Source organism: Halorubrum tibetense (assembly GCF_055396225.1).
Genome location: NZ_AP043742.1, coordinates 1,064,869 through 1,087,651 on the forward strand (window position 1 = coordinate 1,064,869; position 22,783 = coordinate 1,087,651).

At 67.9% G+C, this 22,783-nt stretch carries 22 protein-coding genes; 13 read left to right on the forward strand and 9 right to left on the reverse strand.

The window, feature by feature from the left end:
• Positions 1-101: 101 nt before the first annotated feature.
• Positions 102-236 carry a DUF7560 family zinc ribbon protein gene (locus ACZ5TV_RS05435; protein WP_379780614.1) on the forward strand — a complete coding sequence of 45 codons (135 nt, stop codon included), beginning with the start codon at positions 102-104 and terminating at the stop codon, positions 234-236.
• Positions 237-266: 30 nt separating this feature from the next.
• On the opposite strand, the gene ACZ5TV_RS05440 is transcribed toward ACZ5TV_RS05435, so the two are convergent.
• Complete coding sequence (locus ACZ5TV_RS05440) at positions 267-719, reverse strand: pyridoxamine 5'-phosphate oxidase family protein (protein ID WP_379780612.1); 453 nt, start codon at positions 717-719, stop codon at positions 267-269.
• 191 nt (positions 720-910) lie between these two features.
• Here ACZ5TV_RS05440 and ACZ5TV_RS05445 point away from each other — a divergent pair, with 191 nt between their 5' ends.
• Complete coding sequence (locus ACZ5TV_RS05445; protein WP_379780610.1) at positions 911-1,384, forward strand: hypothetical protein; 474 nt, start codon at positions 911-913, stop codon at positions 1,382-1,384.
• A 15-nt stretch (positions 1,385-1,399) separates the two neighbouring features.
• Here ACZ5TV_RS05445 and ACZ5TV_RS05450 read toward each other — a convergent pair whose 3' ends face one another.
• Entirely contained in the window at positions 1,400-1,558 is a 159-nt protein-coding gene (locus ACZ5TV_RS05450) for a DUF7560 family zinc ribbon protein (protein ID WP_379780608.1), read from the reverse strand.
• Between the two features lie 96 nt (positions 1,559-1,654).
• On the reverse strand, positions 1,655-2,386 hold the full coding sequence (locus tag ACZ5TV_RS05455) for a helix-turn-helix domain-containing protein (RefSeq protein WP_379780606.1): 732 nt from the start codon (positions 2,384-2,386) through the stop codon (positions 1,655-1,657).
• 146 nt (positions 2,387-2,532) lie between these two features.
• On the opposite strand from ACZ5TV_RS05455, the gene ACZ5TV_RS05460 reads away from it, so the two are divergent.
• The 5 genes from ACZ5TV_RS05460 to ACZ5TV_RS05480 all read left to right on the forward strand — a co-directional run bounded on the left by ACZ5TV_RS05460 (position 2,533) and on the right by ACZ5TV_RS05480 (position 9,167).
• Positions 2,533-2,928: a helix-turn-helix domain-containing protein gene (locus ACZ5TV_RS05460; RefSeq protein WP_379780604.1), complete on the forward strand. Its 396-nt coding sequence runs from the start codon at positions 2,533-2,535 to the stop codon at positions 2,926-2,928.
• Between the two features lie 125 nt (positions 2,929-3,053).
• Positions 3,054-4,616: a PAS domain-containing sensor histidine kinase gene (locus ACZ5TV_RS05465; protein WP_379780602.1), complete on the forward strand. Its 1,563-nt coding sequence runs from the start codon at positions 3,054-3,056 to the stop codon at positions 4,614-4,616.
• Between the two features lie 210 nt (positions 4,617-4,826).
• On the forward strand, positions 4,827-6,938 hold the full coding sequence (locus ACZ5TV_RS05470) for an acetate--CoA ligase family protein (protein ID WP_379780600.1): 2,112 nt from the start codon (positions 4,827-4,829) through the stop codon (positions 6,936-6,938).
• Positions 6,935-7,996, forward strand: a complete 1,062-nt coding sequence (locus tag ACZ5TV_RS05475) for a phosphotransacetylase family protein (protein ID WP_379780598.1) — start codon at positions 6,935-6,937, stop codon at positions 7,994-7,996. The genes ACZ5TV_RS05470 and ACZ5TV_RS05475 overlap by 4 nt, the downstream gene beginning before the upstream one ends.
• An 82-nt stretch (positions 7,997-8,078) precedes the next feature.
• Positions 8,079-9,167 carry a cell division protein CdpA domain-containing protein gene (locus tag ACZ5TV_RS05480; RefSeq protein ID WP_464384205.1) on the forward strand — a complete coding sequence of 363 codons (1,089 nt, stop codon included), beginning with the start codon at positions 8,079-8,081 and terminating at the stop codon, positions 9,165-9,167.
• Positions 9,168-9,222: 55 nt separating this feature from the next.
• Here ACZ5TV_RS05480 and ACZ5TV_RS05485 read toward each other — a convergent pair whose 3' ends face one another.
• Together ACZ5TV_RS05485 and ACZ5TV_RS05490 are read right to left on the reverse strand one after the other, a co-directional pair.
• Positions 9,223-10,332: a DUF373 family protein gene (locus ACZ5TV_RS05485; protein WP_379783448.1), complete on the reverse strand. Its 1,110-nt coding sequence runs from the start codon at positions 10,330-10,332 to the stop codon at positions 9,223-9,225.
• Between the two features lie 90 nt (positions 10,333-10,422).
• Positions 10,423-11,223, reverse strand: coding sequence for a DUF6517 family protein (locus ACZ5TV_RS05490; RefSeq protein WP_464384206.1), 801 nt, complete (start codon positions 11,221-11,223; stop codon positions 10,423-10,425).
• Between the two features lie 132 nt (positions 11,224-11,355).
• Between ACZ5TV_RS05490 and ACZ5TV_RS05495 the strand changes: the two genes are divergently transcribed.
• A complete protein-coding gene (locus ACZ5TV_RS05495) occupies positions 11,356-12,354 on the forward strand; it encodes a radical SAM protein (protein WP_379782272.1) in 999 nt (332 codons plus the stop codon).
• A 117-nt stretch (positions 12,355-12,471) separates the two neighbouring features.
• Positions 12,472-13,278 carry a prephenate dehydratase gene (gene pheA, locus ACZ5TV_RS05500; RefSeq protein ID WP_379782275.1) on the forward strand — a complete coding sequence of 269 codons (807 nt, stop codon included), beginning with the start codon at positions 12,472-12,474 and terminating at the stop codon, positions 13,276-13,278.
• Positions 13,279-13,935: 657 nt separating this feature from the next.
• Here pheA and cysS read toward each other — a convergent pair.
• Complete coding sequence (cysS, locus tag ACZ5TV_RS05505; protein ID WP_379782278.1) at positions 13,936-15,426, reverse strand: cysteine--tRNA ligase; 1,491 nt, start codon at positions 15,424-15,426, stop codon at positions 13,936-13,938.
• A 468-nt stretch (positions 15,427-15,894) separates the two neighbouring features.
• Positions 15,895-17,145: a threonine ammonia-lyase gene (gene ilvA, locus ACZ5TV_RS05510; protein WP_379781955.1), complete on the reverse strand. Its 1,251-nt coding sequence runs from the start codon at positions 17,143-17,145 to the stop codon at positions 15,895-15,897.
• A gap of 306 nt (positions 17,146-17,451) precedes the next feature.
• Here ilvA and ACZ5TV_RS05515 point away from each other — a divergent pair, with 306 nt between their 5' ends.
• Positions 17,452-19,083, forward strand: a complete 1,632-nt coding sequence (locus tag ACZ5TV_RS05515) for a BCCT family transporter (protein ID WP_379781957.1) — start codon at positions 17,452-17,454, stop codon at positions 19,081-19,083.
• A gap of 134 nt (positions 19,084-19,217) precedes the next feature.
• Here ACZ5TV_RS05515 and ACZ5TV_RS05520 read toward each other — a convergent pair whose 3' ends face one another.
• Complete coding sequence (locus tag ACZ5TV_RS05520; protein ID WP_379781959.1) at positions 19,218-19,553, reverse strand: hypothetical protein; 336 nt, start codon at positions 19,551-19,553, stop codon at positions 19,218-19,220.
• Between the two features lie 91 nt (positions 19,554-19,644).
• Positions 19,645-20,157 (reverse strand): DUF7523 family protein, encoded by a 513-nt coding sequence (locus ACZ5TV_RS05525; RefSeq protein WP_379781961.1) that lies wholly within the window; start codon positions 20,155-20,157, stop codon positions 19,645-19,647.
• A 100-nt stretch (positions 20,158-20,257) separates the two neighbouring features.
• Here ACZ5TV_RS05525 and ACZ5TV_RS05530 point away from each other — a divergent pair, with 100 nt between their 5' ends.
• From ACZ5TV_RS05530 to ACZ5TV_RS05540, 3 genes are all read left to right on the forward strand, one after another.
• Positions 20,258-21,127: a CbiX/SirB N-terminal domain-containing protein gene (locus ACZ5TV_RS05530; protein WP_379781963.1), complete on the forward strand. Its 870-nt coding sequence runs from the start codon at positions 20,258-20,260 to the stop codon at positions 21,125-21,127.
• 2 nt (positions 21,128-21,129) lie between these two features.
• On the forward strand, positions 21,130-22,317 hold the full coding sequence (locus ACZ5TV_RS05535; RefSeq protein WP_464384207.1) for a DR2241 family protein: 1,188 nt from the start codon (positions 21,130-21,132) through the stop codon (positions 22,315-22,317).
• A gap of 80 nt (positions 22,318-22,397) precedes the next feature.
• Positions 22,398-22,769 carry a hypothetical protein gene (locus ACZ5TV_RS05540; protein WP_379781240.1) on the forward strand — a complete coding sequence of 124 codons (372 nt, stop codon included), beginning with the start codon at positions 22,398-22,400 and terminating at the stop codon, positions 22,767-22,769.
• Positions 22,770-22,783: the final 14 nt, after the last annotated feature.

Here is a 22,783-nt window from a genome sequence, read left to right on the forward strand (position 1 = left end):
ACGGCCGTCGTCGGGACGGTTCGAGCGAGGACGGAACCCCGCGACGGAAAGCCGGTCATTTATCACTCCCGCCGCCGTCCTCGGGACAACGAGGGATCCCCGTGTCGACCGTCGAGTTCACGTGTTCGGGCTGCACACAGCGCATCGAGGTCAACGAGGAGATGCGCGAGACGATCCTCTCGGTCGGCTGTCCGGTTTGTACGACGCCCGCGACTGAGGACGATTTCGACGAATAGCAGTTCGACGCGGGTACCGCACCCCAGTACCTATTCCTCGCGATCGACGACGATCTCCCGGCCAGTCAGTCGGTCCGGGTCGAACCGATAGAGGTCGATGTCGAGGTCGGGTTTCCCGTCCGCCCAGATCTCGAAGAGGGGGCGACGGGTCTCGCCGTACTGCGTGATCGTCTCGGGCGTGAGCTCGTCGACGGGGATCCGATGGAGCGTCCCGACGCCGACGACGCTAGTGTACGTGTCGTCGCCCTCCTCGTACACTACGAGTCGGGCGGACGGCTCGGAGCCGAGGAACGCGCGCTTCTCGCTGTCGGGCGTCGACACGAGCCGGATGAACGCCCGGCGTGCGGTCTCGTCGTAGCCGTACGAGATCGGGATCGCGTACGGCGCGTCGTCGCGGGCGAGCGAGAGCACGCCGGTCTCGTGTCGCCCGAGGAACGCGTCGATCGCCGACGCGGACATCTCGACCTCGCGGTTCGTCGCCATACGATACAACTGTCCGTGCGGGGGTATAAACTACACGAGACTGGACGATCGTCGGGGAGTAATTGGCGGGCGTTCGACGCGAGCAGCGGCCGTTCGGACGCGCTCCCGAGTCGTCACCCGGGGATCCTCCCGGGGAACGGGAGGATCCCCGCGGAACAGGGTTATGTGGGTGCGCGGTGTATCGCCCTGATATGCCCTCCCGACGCGACGCGCGGCCGGCCAGTCGAGTCGCCGCCGCACCCCGTACTCGAACCGCCCTCCACGCGACCGAACTCCTGCTCGCCGGCGCGGTCCTCCTCGTCGCCGCCACGGCGTTCGAGTATCTACCCCGACCGTATCCCATGTGGCCGACCGTCGGTCCCCTCCCGATCACACCCGAGCTCGTGGTACCGACGCTGCTCGGGGTCGCGGCGGCCCTCGTACCGGTCGTCGACGGGGTCGACATCGGCTCCGTCGCCATCGCCGCGCTCGGTGCCGTGACGGTTGGTCTCGGTGTCGTGAGCTTCTCGATCGTTTACGCCAGCACCGGCGGCGTGTTCTTCCTCGGACTGTTCACTCTCGCGTCCGGGATCGCGCTCGCCGTCGCCGTTGTCTGTCGACGGCTCGTCCGAACGGGGGTCGTTCGGACAGTCGTCGGGAGGGCGGTCGGTCGGATCGAGGGGTAGCCACGGGGAGACAGGTCACTCGACGGTCGTCATCGCGGTGAGGTCCGCGTCGACGACGGGCGCACCGCAGACGACACAGCCCGCGTCGAGGAGGCTCTCCCGCATCGCGTCGTCCACCTCGAACGAGTGACGACACTCCGGGCAGACGAAGGTGTGTGTCGATTCGGGCGTCATAGAAACGAGTACGACAGGCATCCACATGAAACGATCATCGAGTTCCCACGCTCCCGGAATCCGGGCCGCCGCTGAACCGACGGCGGAGTGGGAAACTCAATCGATCACGGTGTTGAACACCTTCCGCTGGACCGCCGCGAGGTGCTCCGCGAACGTCGACCGGTCGATCCCGAGCGACTCGGCCACCTCGCCCGCGTTCGCGCCCTTCGGGTGATCGAAGTAGCCGGCGTCGTAGGCGGCGGTAAGCACCTCGCGTTGTCGCTCCGTCAGCTCGCTTCGGTCGAAGGTGACCAGATCGCTCTCCTCCGGCGTCGACGACGACTGAAGCAGGCGCAAGACTTGGAGGTCCGTACACGTCTCTTGGAGCGCCTCGAGCACCGCGCGTAACGTCGCCAGATCGCTGGCGTGAAACGTCACGAGCAGTCGGCCGTCTCGGATAACCGTTTCCGTGGCGGGCACGCCGTAGCGATCGAGCACCGCGAACGGGGACGCGTCCGAACACGCCGTCTCGAACCGATAGGCGGCCTTTTCGCCGTAATCGAACACCGTCTCGACACCGTCGGGAACGTCGAGGTCGGCGTCGGCGAGGAACTCGATCACGACCCGATCCTCGTCGGCTTCGGGGTCGTCCGTTCCGAGGTCGTCCGCTCCGGCTTCGAACGCTGCACTGTCGTCGGCGACGGGGTCGCCGTCGGTGTCGCGAACCCGCTGGACTTCGAGTCGGCTCCGAGCGACGTTGTACACCGGCGTCGATCCGTCGACGACCCCGTCGAACGGGGACGAGGCGGACGTCGGTAGCGAGATCTCCGCACGGATGCCGGCTCCCATCGTCCGTCCGTTCCCGTCATCGGACAAAACGTTGACGGCACGGGAAGGCGAGCGCTCGCCACCAACGACGACCCGCCTCGGCACGTATAAACCACCCCGCATATGCTGGGTGGGGGTTCGGGTGGATACGGCGCCATCGTACAGGTATGAAGCGAAACCCGTCCCAAGTTAGCGGACCGATGACGACGACCCTGACGGACGCAGACGAGAGCCTTGGCGACGCGTTCGACGCCCTCGCGGACCCCGACTGTCGGGCCATTCTCTCCGTCGCCGACGAGCCGATGACCACGAGCGAGCTCGCTGAAGCCTGCGATATCGCCCTCTCGACTGCCTACCGAAAGGTCGAACGCCTGAACGCGACCCCGCTTCTCACCGAGGGGATCCGGTTCGATCCGGACGGTGACCACGCCTCCGAGTACGTCCGCGGCGTCACGGACGTGGCTGTCGAGCTCGCGGACGACGGCGTCAGCCTGACGATGGAGTCCGACGACGGCGTCGGCCACGGCGCGAACCCGTTCACCGCAGAAGTGTCTGCCGATTAATATTTCTATCACGGCGGGTCGGCGAGACCGGTAGACTGAGGGACGACGCGGTCGCCACGTAGTCGGTTTCGGTTCTGATAACGTTGAGAGAACCCTTATATGGGCTCTAGTGAAACTCGGCAGGTATGCTCCGCGCTCCCGACGCCGAGAGCCTCCTGGATCTCACACGGGAGAAGCTCGTCGTGCTCGACGAGGCGGGGAAGTACACGTATCTCAACGCCGCGACCCGCGACGTCCTCGGGTTCGATCCGGAGACGCTCTTCGGGACGGACGCCTTCGACCTCGTACACCCGGAAGACGAGGCGCGGATCCGGGCGGCGTTCAGGGAGCTCGTCGACGGGGACGGAGACGGCACGGAGACGCTCGAGTACCGCTACGGGACCGCCGGAGGCGACTGGCTCTGGCTCCGAAGCCGGATCTACGCACCCTCGGAGACCGATATCGACGGCTACGTCGTGAGCTCCCGGGACGTCACCGAGGAGGTGGAGTCGATCCGTCGACTCGAAACGATCGTCTCCACGTCGACGGACGTGTTGTGGATGTTCGACGCCGACTGGTCCGAGCTCCTCTTCGTCAGCGACACCGTCGATGAGGTGTTCGGGCTCTCGCGGGCGAGGCTACAGCAGGAACCGCGGGCGTTCCTCGATCGGGTGTACCCGGCGGACCGAGCACACGTGGTGCGAAAGATGCGACAGCTCTCCGACGGCCACTCGACGACCCTCGAATACCGAGTCGAGCCGGACGAGGGGGAGGTCCGCTGGGTCCGTGTTCCGGGCGAGCCGGTACGGGAGGACGGCGAGGTCGTCGCGGTCGCCGGCTTCGCCCGCGATATCACCGACGAGTACCGACACAAACGCCAGCTCGAAGTGATGGACAACCTCCTGCGACACACGATCCGCAACGACATGAACGTCGTTATCGGCACGGCGGAACGGATCCTGGAGGCGACCGAGACTGCGGAGCCGATCGGGACTGCGAAAGCGAACGAAGCCGGGAAGAACGGAACCGAGAGGAACGGAACCGAGAGGAACGGAACCGAGAGGAACGGAACCAGTGGAGACGGACCCGCCGTCAGCGACGCGGTGGACGTGGAGGCCGCGGCGAGGACTGTCCGTCGAGTCGCGGACGACCTCCTCGACACCGCCGAGAAACAGCGCGACGTGATCGAGTTGCTGAGCCGCGGCGGGTCACCACAGTCGATCGACGTCGAACCGATCGTCCGCGAACTCGTCGGCGAGATGCGGACGGAGCGACCCGCGGGCGAGTTCTCCGTCTCCTGCCCGTCGGACGTCACGGCGTTCGCCCTCCCGGAGCTCGAGTACGCGGTTGCGGAGCTGATCCGGAACGCGGTCGAACATGCGGACACGACGCCGGTCGTCGAAGTGGACGTCACTCGCACCGACGGCGAGGTCCGAATCACGATACGGGACAACTGTCCGCCGATCCCCATCGAGGAACGACACATCATGGCCGACCGATGGAAGATGGACGACCTCCGACACACGGTCGGCATGGGACTATGGCTCGCGTATTGGGTGGCCGAACGGTCCGACGGCAGCCTCGCGTTCGACACCGTCGATGACGGCAACGTCGTCACGATCCACGTTCCGCGTGAGGAATATCCCGAGGAGAACGACCCTCCCGGACTGGCGAGCGACAGGGAAACGGATCCCCCCAGCGGTAACTAGCGGTCTGCCGGAGCGGCTAGCGGCCGGTAAACTGGCCGGCGATCGGTCGAAATGGTCCCCGGTCGGTCGAAGTTGCCGACGGTCGGGAGGCGGCCAGATCCCCTATTCGTCCAGTTCTCGCCGACGAGACCGATCGATCGTTCGTTAGGATTCCCGAGTTGCGGGGACTTTCAGGGCTATTAAATCGCTGCTCGGAGTAGATGGGGGACGATGGGTACGCTCAACGAACTGTTCGACCCGGATCGGGTCGCGGTCGTCGGCGCGACGACTCGCGAGGGCGCGGTCGGCCGTGCCGTCACGTCGAACCTGCTGGCGGACTTCGACGGCGAGACGGTGCCTGTCAACCCGAACTACGACGAGGTGCTCGGGGTACCGTGCGTCGACGCGGTCGGCGACGCGGACGCCGACGTGGCGGTCATCGTCGTCCCGCCCTCGATCGTGCTGAACGCGATCGAGGCGTGTGGGGAGGCGGGCGTCCGCAACGTCGTCGTGATCACCGCGGGGTTCGGCGAGACGGGCGAGGACGGCGCGGCACGCGAGCGCCGGCTCGCCGAGATAGCCGACGAGTACGAGCTGAACCTCGTCGGCCCCAACAGCCTGGGTATCATGTCGACACCCTCGGGAATGAACGCCACGTTCGGCCCGGAGAACGCGCTTCCCGGCGGGCTCTCGTTTATGAGCCAGTCGGGGGCGTTCGTCACGGCGGTGCTCGACTGGGCCAACGACAACGGCGTCGGCTTCAAGGACGTCGTCTCGCTCGGCAACAAGGCGGTCCTCGACGAGACCGACTTCGTCGACCACTGGGGTGACGACGCGGAGACGGACGTCATCATCGGCTACCTCGAGGGGATCGAGAACGGGCGAGAGTTCATCGAGACCGCCCGAGAGACGTCACAGGACACCCCGATAGTCGCCGTGAAGTCCGGGCGCACGAGCGCGGGCGCACAGGCCGCCTCCTCACACACCGGTACGCTCGCCGGCTCCGAGAAGGCGTACGAGGCGGGGCTCGACCAGGCCGGCGTCATCCGCGCGGAGTCGGTCGACGAGCTGTTCGACGCCGCCGGCATCCTCGGTAGCCAGCCGCTGCCCGACACCGACAGCGTCGCGATCGTCACGAACGCCGGCGGCCCGGGCGTCATGGCGACCGACGCGGTCGGTGACGCCGGGCTCGACCTGGCGTCGTTCACCGGCGAGACGACCGAGTCGCTCCGGGAATCGATGCCCGAGGAGGCGAACATCCACAACCCGGTCGACGTCATCGGGGACGCGGACATCGACCGGTTCCGCGAGGCGCTAGAGATCGTCCTCGCCGACGAGAACGTCGGCGCGGCGCTGGTGTTGGCCGCCCCCACCGCAACCATCGACTTCGACGACCTCGGCGAGGCGATCCGCGAGACGACCGCGACCACGGACGCGCCGGTCGCCGCCTGTCTGATGGGTGGCGACCGGACGCGGGAGCCGAAACAGAAGCTCCAGCGGGAGGGGATCCCCTGTTACTTCGACCCCGCCCGCGGGATCGACAGCCTCGCGACGCTGGCGGAGTACCGCGATATCAAAGCGCGCGAGTACGCAGAGCCGATGTCGTTCGACGTCGACCGTGACCGCGCAGCCGAGATCCTCGCGTCGGTCCGCGACCGCGACGACAACCGTCTCGGCGTCGAGGCGATGGCGCTGCTCGACGCCTACGGCATCCCGACGCCCGACGGCGAGATCGTCGACTCGCCGACGGCGGCCGCCGAGGTCGCCGCGGGGATCGACGGCGATGTCGTGATGAAGATCGTCTCGCCGGACATCCTCCACAAATCGGACATCGGCGGCGTCGCCGTCGGCGTCGCGGACGCGGACGTCGCCGACACCTACGAGGACCTGATAACGCGTGCGCGGAACTACCAGCCGGACGCGACGATCCTCGGCGTTCAAGTCCAGGAAATGGTCGACCTCGACAATGGTGTCGAGACGATCGTCGGCATGAACCGGGACCCACAGTTCGGACCCCTACTCATGTTCGGGCTCGGCGGGATCTTCGTGGAGGTGATGGAGGACACCACGTTCCGCGTCGCGCCCGTCTCCGAGCCCGAGGCGAGGGAGATGACCGAGGAGATCCAGTCGGCACCGCTGTTGCGGGGCGCACGCGGCCGCGACCCGGTGGACGTCGACGCCGTCATCGAGACGATCGGTCGGCTCTCCCAGCTGGTCACCGACTTCCCCGCCATCCTGGAGCTCGACATCAACCCGCTCGTTGCACTGCCCGACGCCGACGGGGCGAACGCCGCCGCCGTCGACGTCCGACTCACCGTCGACCCCGAGCAACTCGACCAATGACAGACACCACCACCACACTCGTCACCGCAACCGGAGAAGGAGCAGGAAAGACCGCGATCACGCTCGCGCTGGCGCGGCTCGCCGCCGACCGCGGCGGCAGCGTCGGCTACATGAAACCGAAGGGCACGCGTCTACAGTCGAACGTCGGCAAGACGCTCGACCAGGACCCGATGCTCGCCCGCGAGACGCTCGGCCTCGACGCCGAGATGCACCAGATGGAGCCCGTCGTCTACTCCCCGACGTTCATCGAGGGAGCCATCCGCGGCACCGAGGACGTCGAGGCGCTCCACGACCGAGTGCGCGAGGAGTTCGCGGAGCTCGCCGCCGACCGCGACCACATGTTCGTCGAAGGCGGCGGCAACTGGACCACCGGCGGCGTCGTCGACCTCACGGACGTCGACGTGGCGGAGCTGCTCGACGCGCGCGTCGTGCTCGTAGCCGACTACAAGACGGCGGGTGACCTCGACGACGTGCTCGCGGCCGCCGACGCGTTCGGCGACCGCCTCGCTGGCGTCGTGTTCAACAAGGTGTCGGACGCCGCGTTCGACTCGCTCGACCAGGACGGGATCCCGTTCCTCGAATCCCGCGGGATCACCGTGTTCGGGGCGCTCCCGCACGAGAAAGAGCTCGCGGGCGTCACCGTCGGCGACCTCGCCGACGAGCTCGGTGCCGATCTCCTGACCGACGCGCCGACCGACGCGTTCGTCGAGCGGTTCCTCGTCGGCGCGATGGGCGGCGACGAGGCGCTCAGGCACTTCCGGCGCGCCCGCGACGCCGTCGTGATCACCGGCGGCGACCGCGCGGACGTCCAAACGGCCGCGCTCGAAGCGTCGGGCGTGAAGTGTCTCGTCCTGACGGGTGGACACCGTCCGTCCGGCGCGGTACTGGGGAAAGCAGCCGACGCGGGGAAGGCCGTCCTCGCCGTGAACACGGACACCGTCACGGCGCTCGACCGGATCGAGGAGATAATCAGCGGCGGACGGACCCGTGACGCCCGCACCGTCGACCGGATGACCGAGCTGCTCGAAGGCCACGCGGACGTCGACGCGCTGATCTGACCGGTCGCGTCGACGCCGCCATCCGAGCGCGATCGGGAAGCGTCTGACATACTGTTTTCAGGGAGGACGACGAACGAGGAGTATGACCAGTCTCTCGGAGACGTACGGTGGGACGGGACGCTCCGAGGTCGATCCACGCAGGCTGTCGCTTGGCGCGGGGCTGTTCGTCGGCGGGACGCTGTTGCTCGTCGCGGGGATCCTCGTGGCGGCGGAAGTGCTCGTGCCGAGCGGGTACACCTCCGGGGCGGCACGTCGGCTCGGCGGGATACTCGGTGGCCTCGGCGTCCCGGCCCTCCTGCTCGGCGTGATGACCGTGTTGCCAGCCGACCGGCGCACCCGGGCCGCGGCGGTCGTCGGGGCGGCGATCATGGCGCTCGGCGTGGCGGTGTTCTCGCAAGCGTACCCGCACCACTGGGTGAACGGACCGAGCCCGGAACTCGTCGACCTCACGCTTCCGACCGCGGGGATCTACTTCCTCGGGGCCGCGACGACGATGTGGTGTGTGTTCGTCGGCGTCGCCAACTTCAAAACGCGGAACGACCCCGGCGGAACGGTGACGATGGAGGTCACACACAAAGGCGAGACGAAGATCATCGAGGTCGAACGCGATCAGCTCGGGAGCCGCGGCGGGATCGGGCTCCTCGGCGGCACGCCCGACGGCGACGTCGAAACGCAGACCAATCGGCCCGACGAGCCCCCAGCGGGTCGGAACGGCGGATCCGGAGGCGGCGACACTCGCACATCCAGTACGGTGGACGCGGAAGTCGATTCGGACCGTTCGGCGTCGCTCGGTCTCGGTGGGACCGAGACGAGCACCTCGTCCGCACCCGACGGCCCGTCGCCTGGCGTCAGCGACGGCGGTGACACGGCGACCGCGACGGTGACGTCGCCGCTAGACGAGCCCGGATCGGAGGGGTCGGCGAGCCCCGACGCCACCGGCGGGCCGGACCGGGTCCCGTCGGGGCCGACGCGGTCAGGACCGTCCGGGATCGACGAGGGGGGTGCGGACGGGTCGACGGCGACGGCTCGGGACGGACCCGGGGACACGTACTGTGGGAACTGCGCGGAGTTCGACTACGTTCGAACCGACGACGGGATGCGCCCGTACTGCGGCCACTACGACGAGCTGATGGACGATATGGACGCTTGCGATCAGTGGACGCCGCGCTAGGGAGTTCGAAAACGGGCCGGCAGGTCGGGACCTGCCGGCGTGATGGTTTCGTGTGTTACGCCGGTTCCGTTGACGGTAGCTGTGACTCGGCGATCGCGAACGCGAGCGTGCTCAACACCCCGAGGAGCGTCCCGGCCGCGAGCGCCAGCGCGAGGTCCCCGAGGGCGAGCGCGGTGACGCCCGGGGCGGCCGGGAGGAAGAACCCGGAAACGGCGTACAACACCACCGCGATGGCGACGACGTAGAACGGCGCGTTGAGGTATCGCCAGCGGAACCGACCGGCGAGGTACTCGTCGGTGATCTGCCCGAGACTGGAGGTGACGCCCGCGACGGCGAGCCACTGGACGAACCCGTGGACGAACGCCGCGAGGGTGGCCCCAGCCGGAAGCGCCCCGGAGTGGACGCCCCGGACCGCCTCGACCGTCTCTCCGCCCTGAACCACCCCGACGACGATGAGCGCGAGCGCGACGACGTAGGTGATGAGCGTCACGCGGCCGGCGTACAGGAGGTTTCGGATCCCGGCGGCCGCCCCGTCGACGGTCTCCTCCAGCCCCAGCCCGCGGAACAGCGAGTAGAGCCCGACCGCCCCGGAGATGACGCCCAACACGGCCGCGCCGGCGACGTCGAAGAGGTTGGCGACGACGACGAGCGGGTAGATCAGGAGGAGGACCCCGAGCGGGACGAGGATGGTCCCGCGGGTTTCCCGGTCCGCGAGCACCTGCTTGATCGTGTAGTACAGCGACTCGAGGTCCTGCGCCTGTCGGACGACGACGCGGCGGACCCCATCGATCGGCATTCGGGAACGGATCACGGGGAGTACGGACTCGTCCTGTGCGCCGTCGGTGATCACGATGGCGGACACCTCCTCGCCGGTGGAGAGCTCGGCGAGCACGCGGTCGATCTCCGCGCCGACCGCGCGGTTCGCCTGGACGTCCGACCCCTCGACGCCGGTGACGGCGGCGACCTCGACCGTCTCGCCCGCCGCGGCCAACTCGTCGTGAACCGTCACGCCCTGAAACAGGACGTTGACGTCGGAGTCCTCTGGGTCAGCGGTGGCGAGCGCGACCGCGGCCTCGGTGACGGCTTCGGCCCCGATAACCGGGGTCGGGATCCCGGTTTTGCGGCCGAGGTCGTCGTCGAGGTCGACACAGAGGACGAGCAGCATCGGACGGACGTATGCGAGGGGTCGGCATATGTTTTCGGCTCCCCGACGGTGCGAGGGTCGAGCACGCCGGCCGCCCTCGCCGGAACCGCGTTACTCCGACGGCTCGTGTTCGATGCCGTTGAACATCCGGCGAACGTTCTCGCCGTCGCCGAACGCCTCCGGGTACGCGGCGAGCGGGAGAACGAAGTCCTCGCCCGCTTCGACCACGTCGCCGACGTGGAGCTCGAGGTCGACGGTGAAGTCGGTGCCTTCGATCTGCCCCTCGGCCGTGTACACGATGACGTCGAGCGCCTCGCCGAGGACGTCAGTCGTGTACTCCGACCCGCGTTCGAGGTCGTCGACATCGTCGTAGCGGTCGACGATCAGCTCGGCACGCTCCTCGTCGTCGAGGTCGCCGATAGGGTTGAACGTGCTCCCGAGCACCTCGACGCGCGGCGTCGCAAGCACGGAGACGACCGCCGCCTGATACCGTTCGCCGAACAGCTCGACGGCCTTGTCGTACTCGGCGATCCGGTTGGTGACGCGGACCTCGCTTGTCGTCCCCGCGACGTCGAACTCCTGGGAGACCGATTCCGACCGCACGTCGTTGAGCTCGTATCCCGTCTCCGAGAGAGCGTCGTCGGCGACAGTCGCCGTCCCGGCCGCGAACTCGGCCGGCTCGTCGCCCGTCAGGACGTCGAGCGCCGTACATCCCGCGAGTCCGGCGGTCGCGACCGCCCCGCCGACCGCGAGGGCACGACGTCGAGTGGGTCCGCCGCCGGACGACCGGTCGCGGGTGCCGTCGGTCGGTTCCGCTCCGTTGTCGGTCGGTTCCGCCCCACCATCGATCGGTTCCGCTCCGTTTTCGGCCGATCGGTCACGGTCCGTGTCGGGGGTTCGGTCGGGTTCCATGGCCGCGAGTCACCGCTCGTCGGGTACATGTCTTGTGTTCCGCGCGGTGGCTGTTGTCGTCGCGTGCCAACCGCTGTCGACCGAGAACGCGCTTCGGACGCTTTTTGAGGACGGACGCCGAACGGACGGTAGATGATCTCCAAGGGCTGTGAACAGTGCGCCAAGGGCGGGAAGATGGTGCTGTTCGTCTACGGCTACTGTGACCAGCGGGACTGTTTCTACTGCCCTCTCGGGGAGAACCGGAAGAACGTCACCGACGTGTACGCCAACGAGCGGAAGGTCGAGTCCGACGAGGACGTGATCGCGGAGGCCAAGCGGATGAGCGCGCTCGGCACCTCGATCACCGGGGGCGAACCCCAGGAGGCGATGGCGAAGACGTGCCGGTACCTCCGTCTCCTGAAGGACGAGTTCGGCGAGGACCACCACACCCACCTGTACACCGGGATAACGGGCGGACGCGAGAACATGCGGCGGCTCGCGGAGGCCGGCCTCGACGAGATCCGGTTCCACCCGCCACTGGAGCTGTGGGGCGACATGCACGGGACGGAATGGGAAGAGATCCTGTACATCGCCCGCGAGGAGGGGCTCACGCCCGCGTTCGAGATCCCGGGGATCCGCGCGGAGCCGGAGTTCCTGGAGTTCTTAGACGAGGGGGCCGCCGAGTTCTGTAACGTCAACGAGTTCGAGATGAGCGACGGGAACTACCGGCGGATGCAAGAGGAGGGGTTCGAGCTCCAAGAGGGCCACATGTCCGCCGTCGAGGGGTCGAAGGACGCCTCGATCGTCGAGGAGATGGCCTCCCACGAGAAGGTGTACTTCTGTACGTCGGTGTTCAAGGACGCCGCCCAACACCGGAACCGTCTGAAACGGATGGCGAAGAACATCCGTCGGGAGTTCGACGAGGTGACCGACGACGGCACGCTCGTCTACGGGAAGGCGTTCGCGCCGCCCGAGCGGTTCGAGGCGCTCGGCGTCCCCGAGGAGTTCTACACCGTCAAATCGAACCACGTCGAGGTCGCGTGGTGGCTTCTAGAGGAGATGGTCGAGGACGGCGACCTCGACGAGGGAGAGATCGTCGAGCAGTACCCGACCGTGAACGGAACGGTCGTCGAGCGGACCCCGGTCGCGTAGGAGGATCCCGGCCGCGTACAACGATCCCGGTCGCGTGGGACGCCGATAGCGCGAGAGACACGCGCTCGCGACGCTTCCCCGCCACCCTTTTCGCGGACCCCCGTGTACGGCGAGTCGATGAACGCCGTCACCCTCGGTCCCGCCGGCACGTACTCACACCGTGCGGCGCGGGCCGTCGCCGCCGAGGTGTCGTTCCGCGAGTCCGTCACCGCCATCGTCGACGCCGTCGAGGCGGGCGAGTTCGAGCGCGGAGTGGTCCCGATCGAGAACAGCATCGAGGGCTCCGTGACGGAGAGCCTCGACGCGCTCGCCGACCACGACATCGCCGTGACGCGGGAGGTCGTCACGCCGATCCGCCACGCCCTACTCGCGCAGGGGCCGGAGTTCGAGGTCGTCGCCAGCCACTCGCAGGCGCTCGCGCAGTGTCGCAACTGGCTGGAGGAGCACTATCCGTCGGCGGGATTGGAGGCCGTGGCCTCCACCGCCCGCGGGGTCGAGCGCGCCCGCGAGGACGCTCGGATCGCCGGGATCGGCCACCCGGACAACGCCGGTGACGACCTCACGATCCTCGCCGAGGACATCCAGGACCGGACCTCGAACGCGACGCGGTTCCTCGTCGTCGCGCCCGAGTCCGCGCGGTCGGACGCCGGCGGAAAGACGACGCTGATCGTCTATCCGAACGCGAACTACCCCGGCCTGCTGCTCGAACTGCTGGAGGCGTTCGCGGACCGCAACCTCAACCTCTCGCGGATCGAGTCGCGCCCGAGCGGCGAGCGACTGGGTGACTACCTGTTCCACTTCGACGTCGACGCCGGCCTCTACGAGGAGCACATGGCGAAAGCAGTCGGGGACATCGAGGCCATCGCCGACAAGGGCTGGGTCAAAGTGCTCGGCTCGTACGACACCGAACACGTGTTGGAGTGAGTGCGTTCTCGGCGGTGTGGTGGCGCGTGCCTCCGAGTGGCCGCCACCGGCGGCCGCGAGTAGGGAGAGACTGGAGGTCTCTCCGACAGCCGGCGGCTTCGCCGCCGGCGAGAGCGCCGCACGAGGGACGCGGCGAACGCGAGCGGCGAAACCGCGAGGCGTGAGGCTGTGGTTGCGGTGTGGGCGGATGGGATTCAAAGGAGCAGTCGCGCTCGGCGAACCCCAGCGGGCTGTGGGAGCCGAGTGCGACTGGGGCTTTGGAGCGCTAACCGTCGATTCGACGGCAAGGGTTTATAAACAAACGGTGAGGGTCCCTTCGATCACCAGTCGAGTCACTGATCGCGTCGTTCCGACCGACTGAGGGGAAAATACTAATAGCACGGTGTTCACATCACGTCACATGGACGGGCGGGGTTCGGATAAAAACGGGACGCTTGCTCCGATCTATCCGAGTGAGGTCCCGTCCCTCGCAGATAACGGACGACGATGGGTCGCTATCCTCCTGCTGATGGTATTTATCAGCGGATTCGTCGTCTCATCGCTGATCTGGATCGCTGGTCTCTTCTGAACCGCTCGCCGTCAGAACCCAACGTCGTCGGACATGGCCTGGTTTCAACCGAGACCGTCCGTCTCGCTCCGATCACGCGGGAGAGGATGTCATTCGAACCGGTAGGTCGCCCCGTCCGGCCCGTCCTCGATCTCGACGCCGACCTCACGAAGCGCGTCGCGCAGCTCGTCGGCGCGCTCGTAGTTGCCGGCCTCGCGCTCCGCCTCACGGACGTCCAAGACCAGCTCGACTAGCTCGCCGGCCAGCTCGACCTCCCCGTCGCTCTCCGCGTCGAACTGGAGGCCCAACACGTCGCCGCCGAGCGCCTCGAACGTCTCAACTGCCTCCCGGAGCCCCGCGTAGTCGTACGCGTCCGACGACCCGCCCTGAACCGCATCCACGTGCCGGTTCACGGCGTCGGTCAGCTCCAGCAACGCCGCGGTCGCCTCCCGGAGGTTGAGGTCGTCGTTCATCGCGCGCTCGAACTCCTCGCGAGCGGTTGCGACCGCCGCACGAAGGTCGTCGTCTTCGGCCTTCGCGCGGGCGTCGACGGAGTCGAGCGCGTCGACGGCGCGGTCGTAAGTGCGGGAGAGGCGCTCCCAGCGCTCCTCGGCCTCCGCGATCGTCTCCTCGGTGAGCGACTGCTCGGAGCGGTAGGCCGCCCCCGCATAGAACGTCCGGACGACGTTGACGCCGAGCTCCTCGAGCGCGTCGGGAACGGTCCAGAAGTTGCCGATCGAGGAGGACATCTTCTCGCCGTCCATCTCCAGGAGTCCGACGTGGAGCCAGTGGCGCGCGAACGTCTCCCCGGTGGCCGCCTCCGACTGCGCGACCTCGTTCTCGTGGTGGGGGAAGACGAGGTCGCGCCCGCCCATGTGGATGTCCAGCGTGTCGCCCAGATGCGTCGTCGACATCGCGGAACACTCGACGTGCCAGCCGGGACGGCCCTCGCTCCAGGGTGACTCCCACGTCTCGCCCGCGGGTGTCTCGTCCCCGTGGTCGTGTTTCGCGTGCTCGCGGGCGGCGTGTTCGCTCACGCCGTCCGCCTTCCACAGCGCGAAGTCCGCGGGGTTGCGTTTCTCCGAGCGCTCGTCCGGTTCGCCCTGCGCCTCCAGCTCGTCGACGTTCTGGTTCGAGAGTTTGCCGTACTCCTCGAACCGTGTAACGTCGAAGTAGACGGAGCCGTTCGACTCGTAGGCGTACCCCTTCTCGACCAGCGTCTCCACGAGATCGATGATCTCCGGGACGTGCTCGGTGACGCGGGGGTACACCTCCGCGCGGAGCAGGTTCAGGCCGCGCATCGCGTCGAACGTCGTGGCGGTGAACGTCTCTGCCACGTCGCGCTCGGCCGCCCAGTCGTCGCGCTCCCCCACGCGGGCCGTGATCTTCTCGTTGACATCGGTGACGTTCTCGACGTGGCGGACGTCGTAGCCGAGATACGCGAGCCAGCGGTGGAGGACGTCGGCGTGGAACCACAGGCGGGCGTGGCCGAGGTGGGGGTCGTCCGACACCGTCAGCCCACAGACGTACAGCGTGACGTCGCCGTCGGCCGTGAACTCGACGCGCTCGTCTTCGAGGGTGTCGGTAACGACGAGACTCATTATCGACCCGTACCCGCGGAGATCCTTTTAAATCGTCGGATCGGTCGGCGGAAGCGGATCGCCGCTCGGGTCGTCGGTTCGATGATTCCGTCGAGCGCTCACGTGATAAGGTATCTCCTCACACAGCCACAGCCTCGCCGGAACGGCGCTTATAAGCGCCGTTCCGGGCTCCAGCGGGGATCCTCCGATTCCGCTGGCAGCTGGCGCGACGCGCCGGCGACAGTGAGGCGCTTCGTGCCTCTGGCAGCCGGACGTAGTCCGGCGACTGCCTCTTTGAGTCCCACCGCGTACCGCAACCGCACCTCACGCCTCCCCAGCCTCGTCGCCGGCGGCAGGGCCGCCGCCGACTCCCTCGCACCGGCGTCGCCGGCGCTTCGCGCCGGCTTCCAGAGGGGCATTCGGTCCCTCGCTGTTCGCGCCGCCGCAGTTGCGTATACCTGACCAGGTATAACTGAACGGCGCACTCCCTCACTCCACCTGCGTCGTACACTCGACCGAGTAGCCGGCGTCCCGCACCGCCTCGACGACACGCCGCATGTGTGCCGGGCCGTTCGTCTCCACCTCGAACACGAGGTCCGCGTCGCCGACGGGGAGATCCGGGCGGCTGCGCTCGTGGCGTACGGTGCGGATGTTGGCGCGTTCGGCCCCGATCAGCGTCGTTATCTCGCCCATCGTACCGGGCGTGTCGTCGATCCGAACCGTCAGTTCGATCAGCTGCTGGCGGTCGACGAGCGCGTGGGTGAGCACCTCCTGAAGCGTCGTCACGTCGATGTTGCCACCGCACAGAAGAGGGACGACCGTCTCGCCGGCCAGATCGAGGTCGTCGACGATGTCGTCGTTCAGCAGGGCGGCCGCGGCGGTCGCCCCCGCACCCTCGACCATCTGTTTCGCGCGCTCCAAGAGGAGGAGGATCGCGCTCGCGACGTCGTCGTCGCTGACGACGACCACGTCGTCGAGGTGGGCGTCAAGCAGCTCGAAGGTGAGCTCGCTCAACCCGCCGGTGGCGATCCCGTCGGCGATCGTGTCGGGCTCCTCGCGAGTCACGAGCTCGCCGGCGGCGATGCTCTCGGCGAGCGTCGAGGCACCCTCGGTCTGGACGCCGACCACGCGAACAGCGGGCGCGTGCGCCTTGATCGCGGTCGCGACGCCGCCCGCGAGTCCGCCGCCGCCGACCGGGACGAGGACGGTGTCGACCGCTGGTGCCTGGTCGAGAACCTCCAGCCCGATCGTGCCCTGACCGGCGACCACGTCGGGGTCGTCGAACGCGTGGACGAACCGGGTGTCGGCGTCTGAATCGTCCACGAGGTCCCGGGCGTGTGCCATCGCCTCGGCGAAGACCGCGCCGTGGAGAACGGTCTCGGCCCCGTACGAGCGAGTCGCCTCGATCTTCGCGGCGGGCGCGGACTCCGGCATGACGATCGTCGCGTCGAGCCCGATAGCGGTCGCCGCGAGCGCGACTCCCTGTGCGTGGTTGCCGGCGCTGGCCGCGACCACGCGATCGACGGAGGAGTCGGCCTCGACGAGCCGGGAGACCGCGTTGTACGCCCCCCGTGGCTTGAACGAACCGGTCCGCTGGAGGTGTTCCATCTTGAGGTGTACCTCCGCACCACACCGGTCGGAGAGCGAACGGCTCCGCTGGACGGGGGTCGACTGGACGATGTCGGCGTCGGCGAACCGCGCGGCCGCGGCCTCGACGTCGTCGATCGTGACTCGGGGCATGTCCTCGGGATCCGCTCGCCCCGCGAAAAAGGACCCGGTTCCGAAACCGGGTTCCTGATTCACGCCGGCGCGTCGTAGCCGAGCGTGGCGATCGAGAGCCCGTGACCACGGGGCGGTCAGTAACCCACGACTGAGCTCGTAGGCTTCCTGCTTGTATGTTCGTGAACGGCGGTGGTGAAGCGCGGCCGAGACACCAGTGGGTTTATACGTCCAAAAGTGAATTTCTATCGGCTCCGGATCGGCTTCTGAACGGCTCGAAACAGGATTTAAGCCTATCGAGTCCCATCTGATCAGTACACGTCTTTTATGAGTCAAAGGTCCATCGCAGAGTCGATACACTCGTTTCGTGAAGAGGTCGATCCGGTCCCATTCGTCGTCGGCGCGCTCGTCACGTTCGGCTTCCTTGGTTACACGGTCGTCGACACCGAAGGGGCGGCCGCGGCTATCGATGCCGCCTTCGTCACCTTCGGCGAGGGGCTCGCGTGGCTCTATCTCGGGTCGGTGTTCGTGTTGGTGATCGCCGCCGCCTACCTTCTCGTCGGTCGCTACGGGAGCGTTCGGCTCGGCGAGGGCGACCCGGAGTACGGCACGCTCTCGTACGTCGCCATGTTCTTCTCGGCGGGGCTGTCGGCCGGAATCGTGTTCTTCGGGCCGGTCGAGGCGCTGTTACACTATCAGACGGTGCCGCCGCTTTTCACCGGCGAGGTCGCCGCCGAGTCGAGCGCCGCCGCGGTCCCGGCAGTCGCGTACACCGTGTTTCACTACGGGATCAGCGCGTGGGCGGGGTACCTAGCGATTGGGCTCCCGGTCGCGTACTTCGCGTACCGGCACGACGCTCCCTTCCGCGTGTCGACGGCGCTGTACCCGGTGTTGGGACCCGACCGTCTCGACGGCGTGATCGGGCGAACGGTAGACACCCTCGCCGTCGTCGCCACGCTCGGAGGGATCGCCACGGGGCTCGGCTTCATCGCGTCACAACTCCTCACCGGCGTCACGTACCGGACTGGCTTGGAGTTCACCGACGCCGAGACGGTCGTCGTCATCGTCGGTATCACGGTGCTTTTCACACTGTCACTCGTCGCCGGCGTGCGACGCGGTATTCGCCGTATATCAGTCTTCAACGTCGGTATCATGGGAGTACTGCTCACGGTAGCACTCGTCGCCGGACCGACGACGGCGGTGTTGAACACCGCCGTCGCGGCGATCGGAACGTACGTCACCTCCTTCTTCGAGATGAGCCTCTTCACCGGCAGCGGCGTCGACGGCGGAGCCGGGTGGAGCGCCGCCTGGACCGTCTTCTACTGGTCGTGGTGGATCGCGTGGGCCCCGTTCGTCGGGCTGTTTCTCGCACGTATATCGAAGGGACGGACGATCCGATCGGTCGTCGGAACGGCGTTCGGGACGATGACCGTCGTCTCGGCGCTGTGGTTCACCGTTATCGGCGGCACGTCGATCCGGCTGCAGGACAGCGGTGCGGTCGATATTCTCGGAGCCGTCGCGACGTTCGATGACGGCGTCTCCGGCTACGTGCTGTTCGGCTCGTTCCCCGGCGGAGAGCTGTGGCAGCTGCTGTTTCTGGTGCTCGTGACGACGTTCTTCCTCACGTCCGCTGACTCCTCGACGCTCGCGGTCGGCATGCTCACCACCGGGGGGAAGCGTGAGCCATCGAGCGTAAACCGGGTGTTCTGGGGCGTGTTACAGGGTGCAATCGCGTCGGTTCTCGTCGTCGTCGGGGGAGCGACCGCGCTACGGTCGTCGGTGATCGTTACCGGCGCACCGTTCGCCGTCGTCTGTCTCGTCGCGATGGGCGGGTTCATCCGCTGGCTGTTCCACGAGTCGACGCCCGAGTCTGACGCCGAGCCGGTGCCGACACCGACAGCCGATGGGGAGCCGACCCCCGAGGGATCGGGTGGAGCCGTCACGGCCGAGGACGACTGAGCGCTCGTAATTCGGCCCCTCAGTCCCGTCTCCAACCCGTTACGATGTTGCCACCGGCGTCGGCGACGATCCGACGACGCGACTATTCGACGACGCGAACCACGGCCGCGTCGTCACGCCGCGTACGCGCGGTGTCACGGCAGCCGAAGAGACCCCTCGTAGCGGTGTGTCCCGTCCACGGTCTCGACGTACGTGTACGCATCCGGAGGCTCGATCCCCCACTCGCGGAGCCGCTCGTCGACACCGTCGACGTACGTCGTCAGAAACGACCCGCGTTCACGAAGCGTCCTCGGAGTGCGCGTGTGCTCCGTCTCGAACCGGCAGCGCGCCGTTCGACCGTCGTCACTCGGATCGATTCGCAGTCGTAGATCCGAACGGAGACGCTCACGAACCGGTGGGGAGCCACCGTGGAGATGCCCCTCACCGAACGCGTCGATCGCCTCGAGCGCTGTGTCCGGAACGTGGTTCACTGTCGAAGTCGTACGTGCCGCACACGCATACGGTCGGCCGTCGCCGTTTCCTCATGCATCAAGTCGACTGGACGCCGTCGTTCCGAGCAATTCATCCTGTCTCCGGTGTCGCCGCCAGTGCGTCCTCGACCACGCGAATCGCGGTCGCGCCCGCTCGTCTCTTCACGACGACGAGGAGCGCGTTCCCTGCAATCCCCGCGGCAGCGGGGAAGATATCAGCGGTCCGAAGCCGGTCGATCGTCGCCGCGAGCGCCGTGGCATCCACGTTGCCGGTCGCGATGACCGCGGTGTCACCCCCATCGGGGACGACGGCCACGCCGGGAAGCCGGAGCAGTGCGTCCTCACCGTTCCCCGCTGGTTCCTCGATCACGCTGACGCCGCTCTGCATCGACACGGTCGCCGAGCGCTCGGCGGTCGCGTACGTCGGAAGCTCCTCCCGGAACCGACGGAGTGCCGTCGCGACCGCGTCGCTGTCGCCGTCGAGGTCGGCGTCGTTGGCGAGCCACGTAGCGGCGGCGCTGTAGTTCACGACTCCCGCACGGAGCGCGTCGAAGAGGAACGGGCGCGCCCTGACTGCTTCTCGCGTCTCAGCTGCCAGCGACATAGCCGAGTCTGTGACACGAGCGATGATGGTGATTTCGGTCGGCTTGCCACGCGGCCGGACGCTCCGAAGTCCCTAAGAGCGGCGCGACCCCAGATCGGGTATGCAGTCGCTCGTCATCGTCGCACACGGCTCACACCTCAATCCCGAGTCGAGTACGCCGACGTACGACCACGCCGACACGATCCGCGCGACCGGCGCGTTCGACGAGGTACGGACCGGCTTCTGGAAGGAGGAGCCGCATTTCCGGGAAGTGCTCCGGACGGTCGAGGGCGACGAGATATACGTCGTCCCGCTGTTCGTCTCGGAGGGGTACTTCACGGAACAGGTGATCCCCCGCGAGCTCCGGTTGGAGGGCTGGGACGTCTCCGAGTGGGACTCCGACGGCCTCTCCGCCGATCAGGCCACGCTCGTCGCCGAGGACATCGACCGGGAGGTCCACTACTGCGGCCCCGTCGGCACGCACTCGGCGATGACCGACGTGATCGTCCGCCGCGCGGAGTCGGTCACCGGCGACCCCGACGTCGGCGAGGGGTTCGGGCTGGCGGTCGTCGGCCACGGCACCGAGCGAAACGAGAACAGCGCGAAGGCGGTCGAGTACCACGCCGACCGGATCCGCGAGCGGGACCGCTTCGACGAGGTGAAGCCGCTGTACATGGACGAGGACCCCGAGGTCGACGACCTCCCCGAGTTCTTCGAGAGCGACGACGTCGTTTTAGTCCCCCTCTTTATCGCCGACGGCTACCACACGCAGGAGGACATCCCGGAGGACGTCGGGCTCTGTGCCGACCACACCGAGGGATACGACGTGCCCACGACGGTCGACGACACTCGGATCTGGTACGCGGGCGCGGTCGGCACCGAGCCGCTGATGGCCGACGTGATCCTGGAGCGTGCCGCCGACGCCGGGGCCGACCTCGGGACCGCACTGGAAGCCGTGCGTGAAACGACCCGCGTCGCCACGGGGGACTGACCGTGAGCGACGCGACCCCCGAGTCGACACGAAGCGATGGGGCGACCGTCCCGGAGATCGATCTCCCGAGCGACGCGTTCGACGCCGTGCTCGCGGCGGTTGCGGCGCTCGATCCGGGCGAGCCTCTCCGGTTCGAGGGGTTCAGCGTGGGTCACGACGGCGAGGGCGAGTACGTCCTCGCGGCCGGCGAGCGGCGGACCGGCCTGAGCGAACGCGAGCTCCACGCGGCGCTCGACGAGCGCGCCGCGGCGGTCACGGACTGGTACACGTTCGAGCACGCCATCGGCGAGTTCGGCCCGCGCCGGGCGTTCCTCCGCTGGATCGAAGACGCCGACGGTCGGACGGTCACCGATCGGTACGCCGCGCTCGCCGAGGGGATCGAGCGCGCCTGGGGCGAGCTCCGGATCACGGCGACGGTCACCGACCGCGGCGAACGGCGCTACGACGTGCGCCACGCGGACGACACCGGGACGCCGGTCGCGGAGCTGGACGCGTACGACGACCCGCTCGACGCGCGCGAGATCGTGAAACACGACGCGAAGGGGCGCTATCGCCCGCTCAAGACCGCGCCGACGCTCGATTCCGGCTGGGCCTTCCCGGAGCTCTCCCCGCGTGACGCCTACGAAACGGTCGAGACGATCTACCCCGCGACCGTCGCGAACTGGTATCGAGAGCGCGAGGGCGAGCTCGACGTGACCCACTGGCGCGAGACGATGGAACGACAGTCCGGCATCTACGGCGTCGTGAAGACGTGGGACCGCGGCGAGGGGTACGAGCACGTGAACTGGGTCGCGGAGGCGTGTTGTGACGACTCGCAGTGTCTCAAACGCCGCGAGTGGGCGTACGACGACGACACCGAGCTCGACGTGGACGGCGGTGACGGGGTGTTCCCGTGTCGCGAGCCGTGTTCCGTCGTCGTGAGCGCCGCCCGGAAGTGGACTCGCCTCGAGAGCGAGCAGCCTCGAACCTACGAGTTCGAGCTGACGCCGAGCGAGAAGGAAGGGGTCGAGGCGATCATCGACGCGGTCGCCGACGGCCGGATAGACGAGATCCGCGAGGCCGACACGAAGGACCCGGCCAACCGCTACCGCGCCCGCTTCCTGCGCGCGAAGCGGTTCGACGACGCGGGGAACCTCTCGGGGACGCCGACGGATCCGGACGCGGACGACGGCGAGGACGAGGACGCGTAGGGCGAACGCGGGAGTCCCGCGACTGTTCTCGCCGTAGTGTTTACGTCGGTCGCGGGCGAACCACCGTGTGAACACGAGGCATGATAGCCGACAGGATCCGACGATACCGACCGGAGTTGGTTACGCTTCTCGTCCTCGCCGGCATCTCCGTCGGCGTGCTCGCGGGGGTTCGTCAGGACACGTTCACCGTCGTCGCGCTCGGCGCGCTCGTGGCGGGCATCGTCGTGTTGTCCGCGGGGATGATCCGCCTGTTCGCGGTGGCCGAGGGGGTGTTCCTCCTCGAAGCGGTCGGCGTCGCGGTCGTCTCACCGCTGTTGTTCGAGCGGTCGGTCCGGTTCGAACTGTACGGGGTCGGGCTGGCGCTGGCGTTCCTCGCGGGCGCGTTCCTGAGTGTCGCCGCGAAGCGGTCCGACCGGCCCGCGCGGGAGGGATCCGGCTCACGAAACCTTTAGACGGGAGAGCGGCG

What these genes read in the sequence shown, in the direction of transcription:
- ACZ5TV_RS05525 (WP_379781961.1), bottom strand. Translation starts at nt 20,157, where the DNA reads ATGTCGCTGGCAGCTGAGACGCGAGAAGCAGTCAGGGCGCGCCCGTTC.
- ACZ5TV_RS05515 (WP_379781957.1), top strand. Translation starts at nt 17,452, where the DNA reads ATGAGTCAAAGGTCCATCGCAGAGTCGATACACTCGTTTCGTGAAGAG.
- ACZ5TV_RS05440 (WP_379780612.1), bottom strand. Translation starts at nt 719, where the DNA reads ATGGCGACGAACCGCGAGGTCGAGATGTCCGCGTCGGCGATCGACGCG.
- ACZ5TV_RS05465 (WP_379780602.1), top strand. Translation starts at nt 3,054, where the DNA reads ATGCTCCGCGCTCCCGACGCCGAGAGCCTCCTGGATCTCACACGGGAG.
- ACZ5TV_RS05470 (WP_379780600.1), top strand. Translation starts at nt 4,827, where the DNA reads ATGGGTACGCTCAACGAACTGTTCGACCCGGATCGGGTCGCGGTCGTC.
- ACZ5TV_RS05445 (WP_379780610.1), top strand. Translation starts at nt 911, where the DNA reads ATGCCCTCCCGACGCGACGCGCGGCCGGCCAGTCGAGTCGCCGCCGCA.
- ACZ5TV_RS05450 (WP_379780608.1), bottom strand. Translation starts at nt 1,558, where the DNA reads ATGACGCCCGAATCGACACACACCTTCGTCTGCCCGGAGTGTCGTCAC.
- ilvA (WP_379781955.1), bottom strand. Translation starts at nt 17,145, where the DNA reads ATGCCCCGAGTCACGATCGACGACGTCGAGGCCGCGGCCGCGCGGTTC.
- pheA (WP_379782275.1), top strand. Translation starts at nt 12,472, where the DNA reads ATGAACGCCGTCACCCTCGGTCCCGCCGGCACGTACTCACACCGTGCG.
- ACZ5TV_RS05460 (WP_379780604.1), top strand. Translation starts at nt 2,533, where the DNA reads ATGAAGCGAAACCCGTCCCAAGTTAGCGGACCGATGACGACGACCCTG.
- ACZ5TV_RS05480 (WP_464384205.1), top strand. Translation starts at nt 8,079, where the DNA reads ATGACCAGTCTCTCGGAGACGTACGGTGGGACGGGACGCTCCGAGGTC.
- cysS (WP_379782278.1), bottom strand. Translation starts at nt 15,426, where the DNA reads ATGAGTCTCGTCGTTACCGACACCCTCGAAGACGAGCGCGTCGAGTTC.
- ACZ5TV_RS05485 (WP_379783448.1), bottom strand. Translation starts at nt 10,332, where the DNA reads ATGCTGCTCGTCCTCTGTGTCGACCTCGACGACGACCTCGGCCGCAAA.
- ACZ5TV_RS05540 (WP_379781240.1), top strand. Translation starts at nt 22,398, where the DNA reads ATGATAGCCGACAGGATCCGACGATACCGACCGGAGTTGGTTACGCTT.
- ACZ5TV_RS05475 (WP_379780598.1), top strand. Translation starts at nt 6,935, where the DNA reads ATGACAGACACCACCACCACACTCGTCACCGCAACCGGAGAAGGAGCA.
- ACZ5TV_RS05455 (WP_379780606.1), bottom strand. Translation starts at nt 2,386, where the DNA reads ATGGGAGCCGGCATCCGTGCGGAGATCTCGCTACCGACGTCCGCCTCG.
- ACZ5TV_RS05495 (WP_379782272.1), top strand. Translation starts at nt 11,356, where the DNA reads ATGATCTCCAAGGGCTGTGAACAGTGCGCCAAGGGCGGGAAGATGGTG.
- ACZ5TV_RS05490 (WP_464384206.1), bottom strand. Translation starts at nt 11,223, where the DNA reads ATGGAACCCGACCGAACCCCCGACACGGACCGTGACCGATCGGCCGAA.
- ACZ5TV_RS05530 (WP_379781963.1), top strand. Translation starts at nt 20,258, where the DNA reads ATGCAGTCGCTCGTCATCGTCGCACACGGCTCACACCTCAATCCCGAG.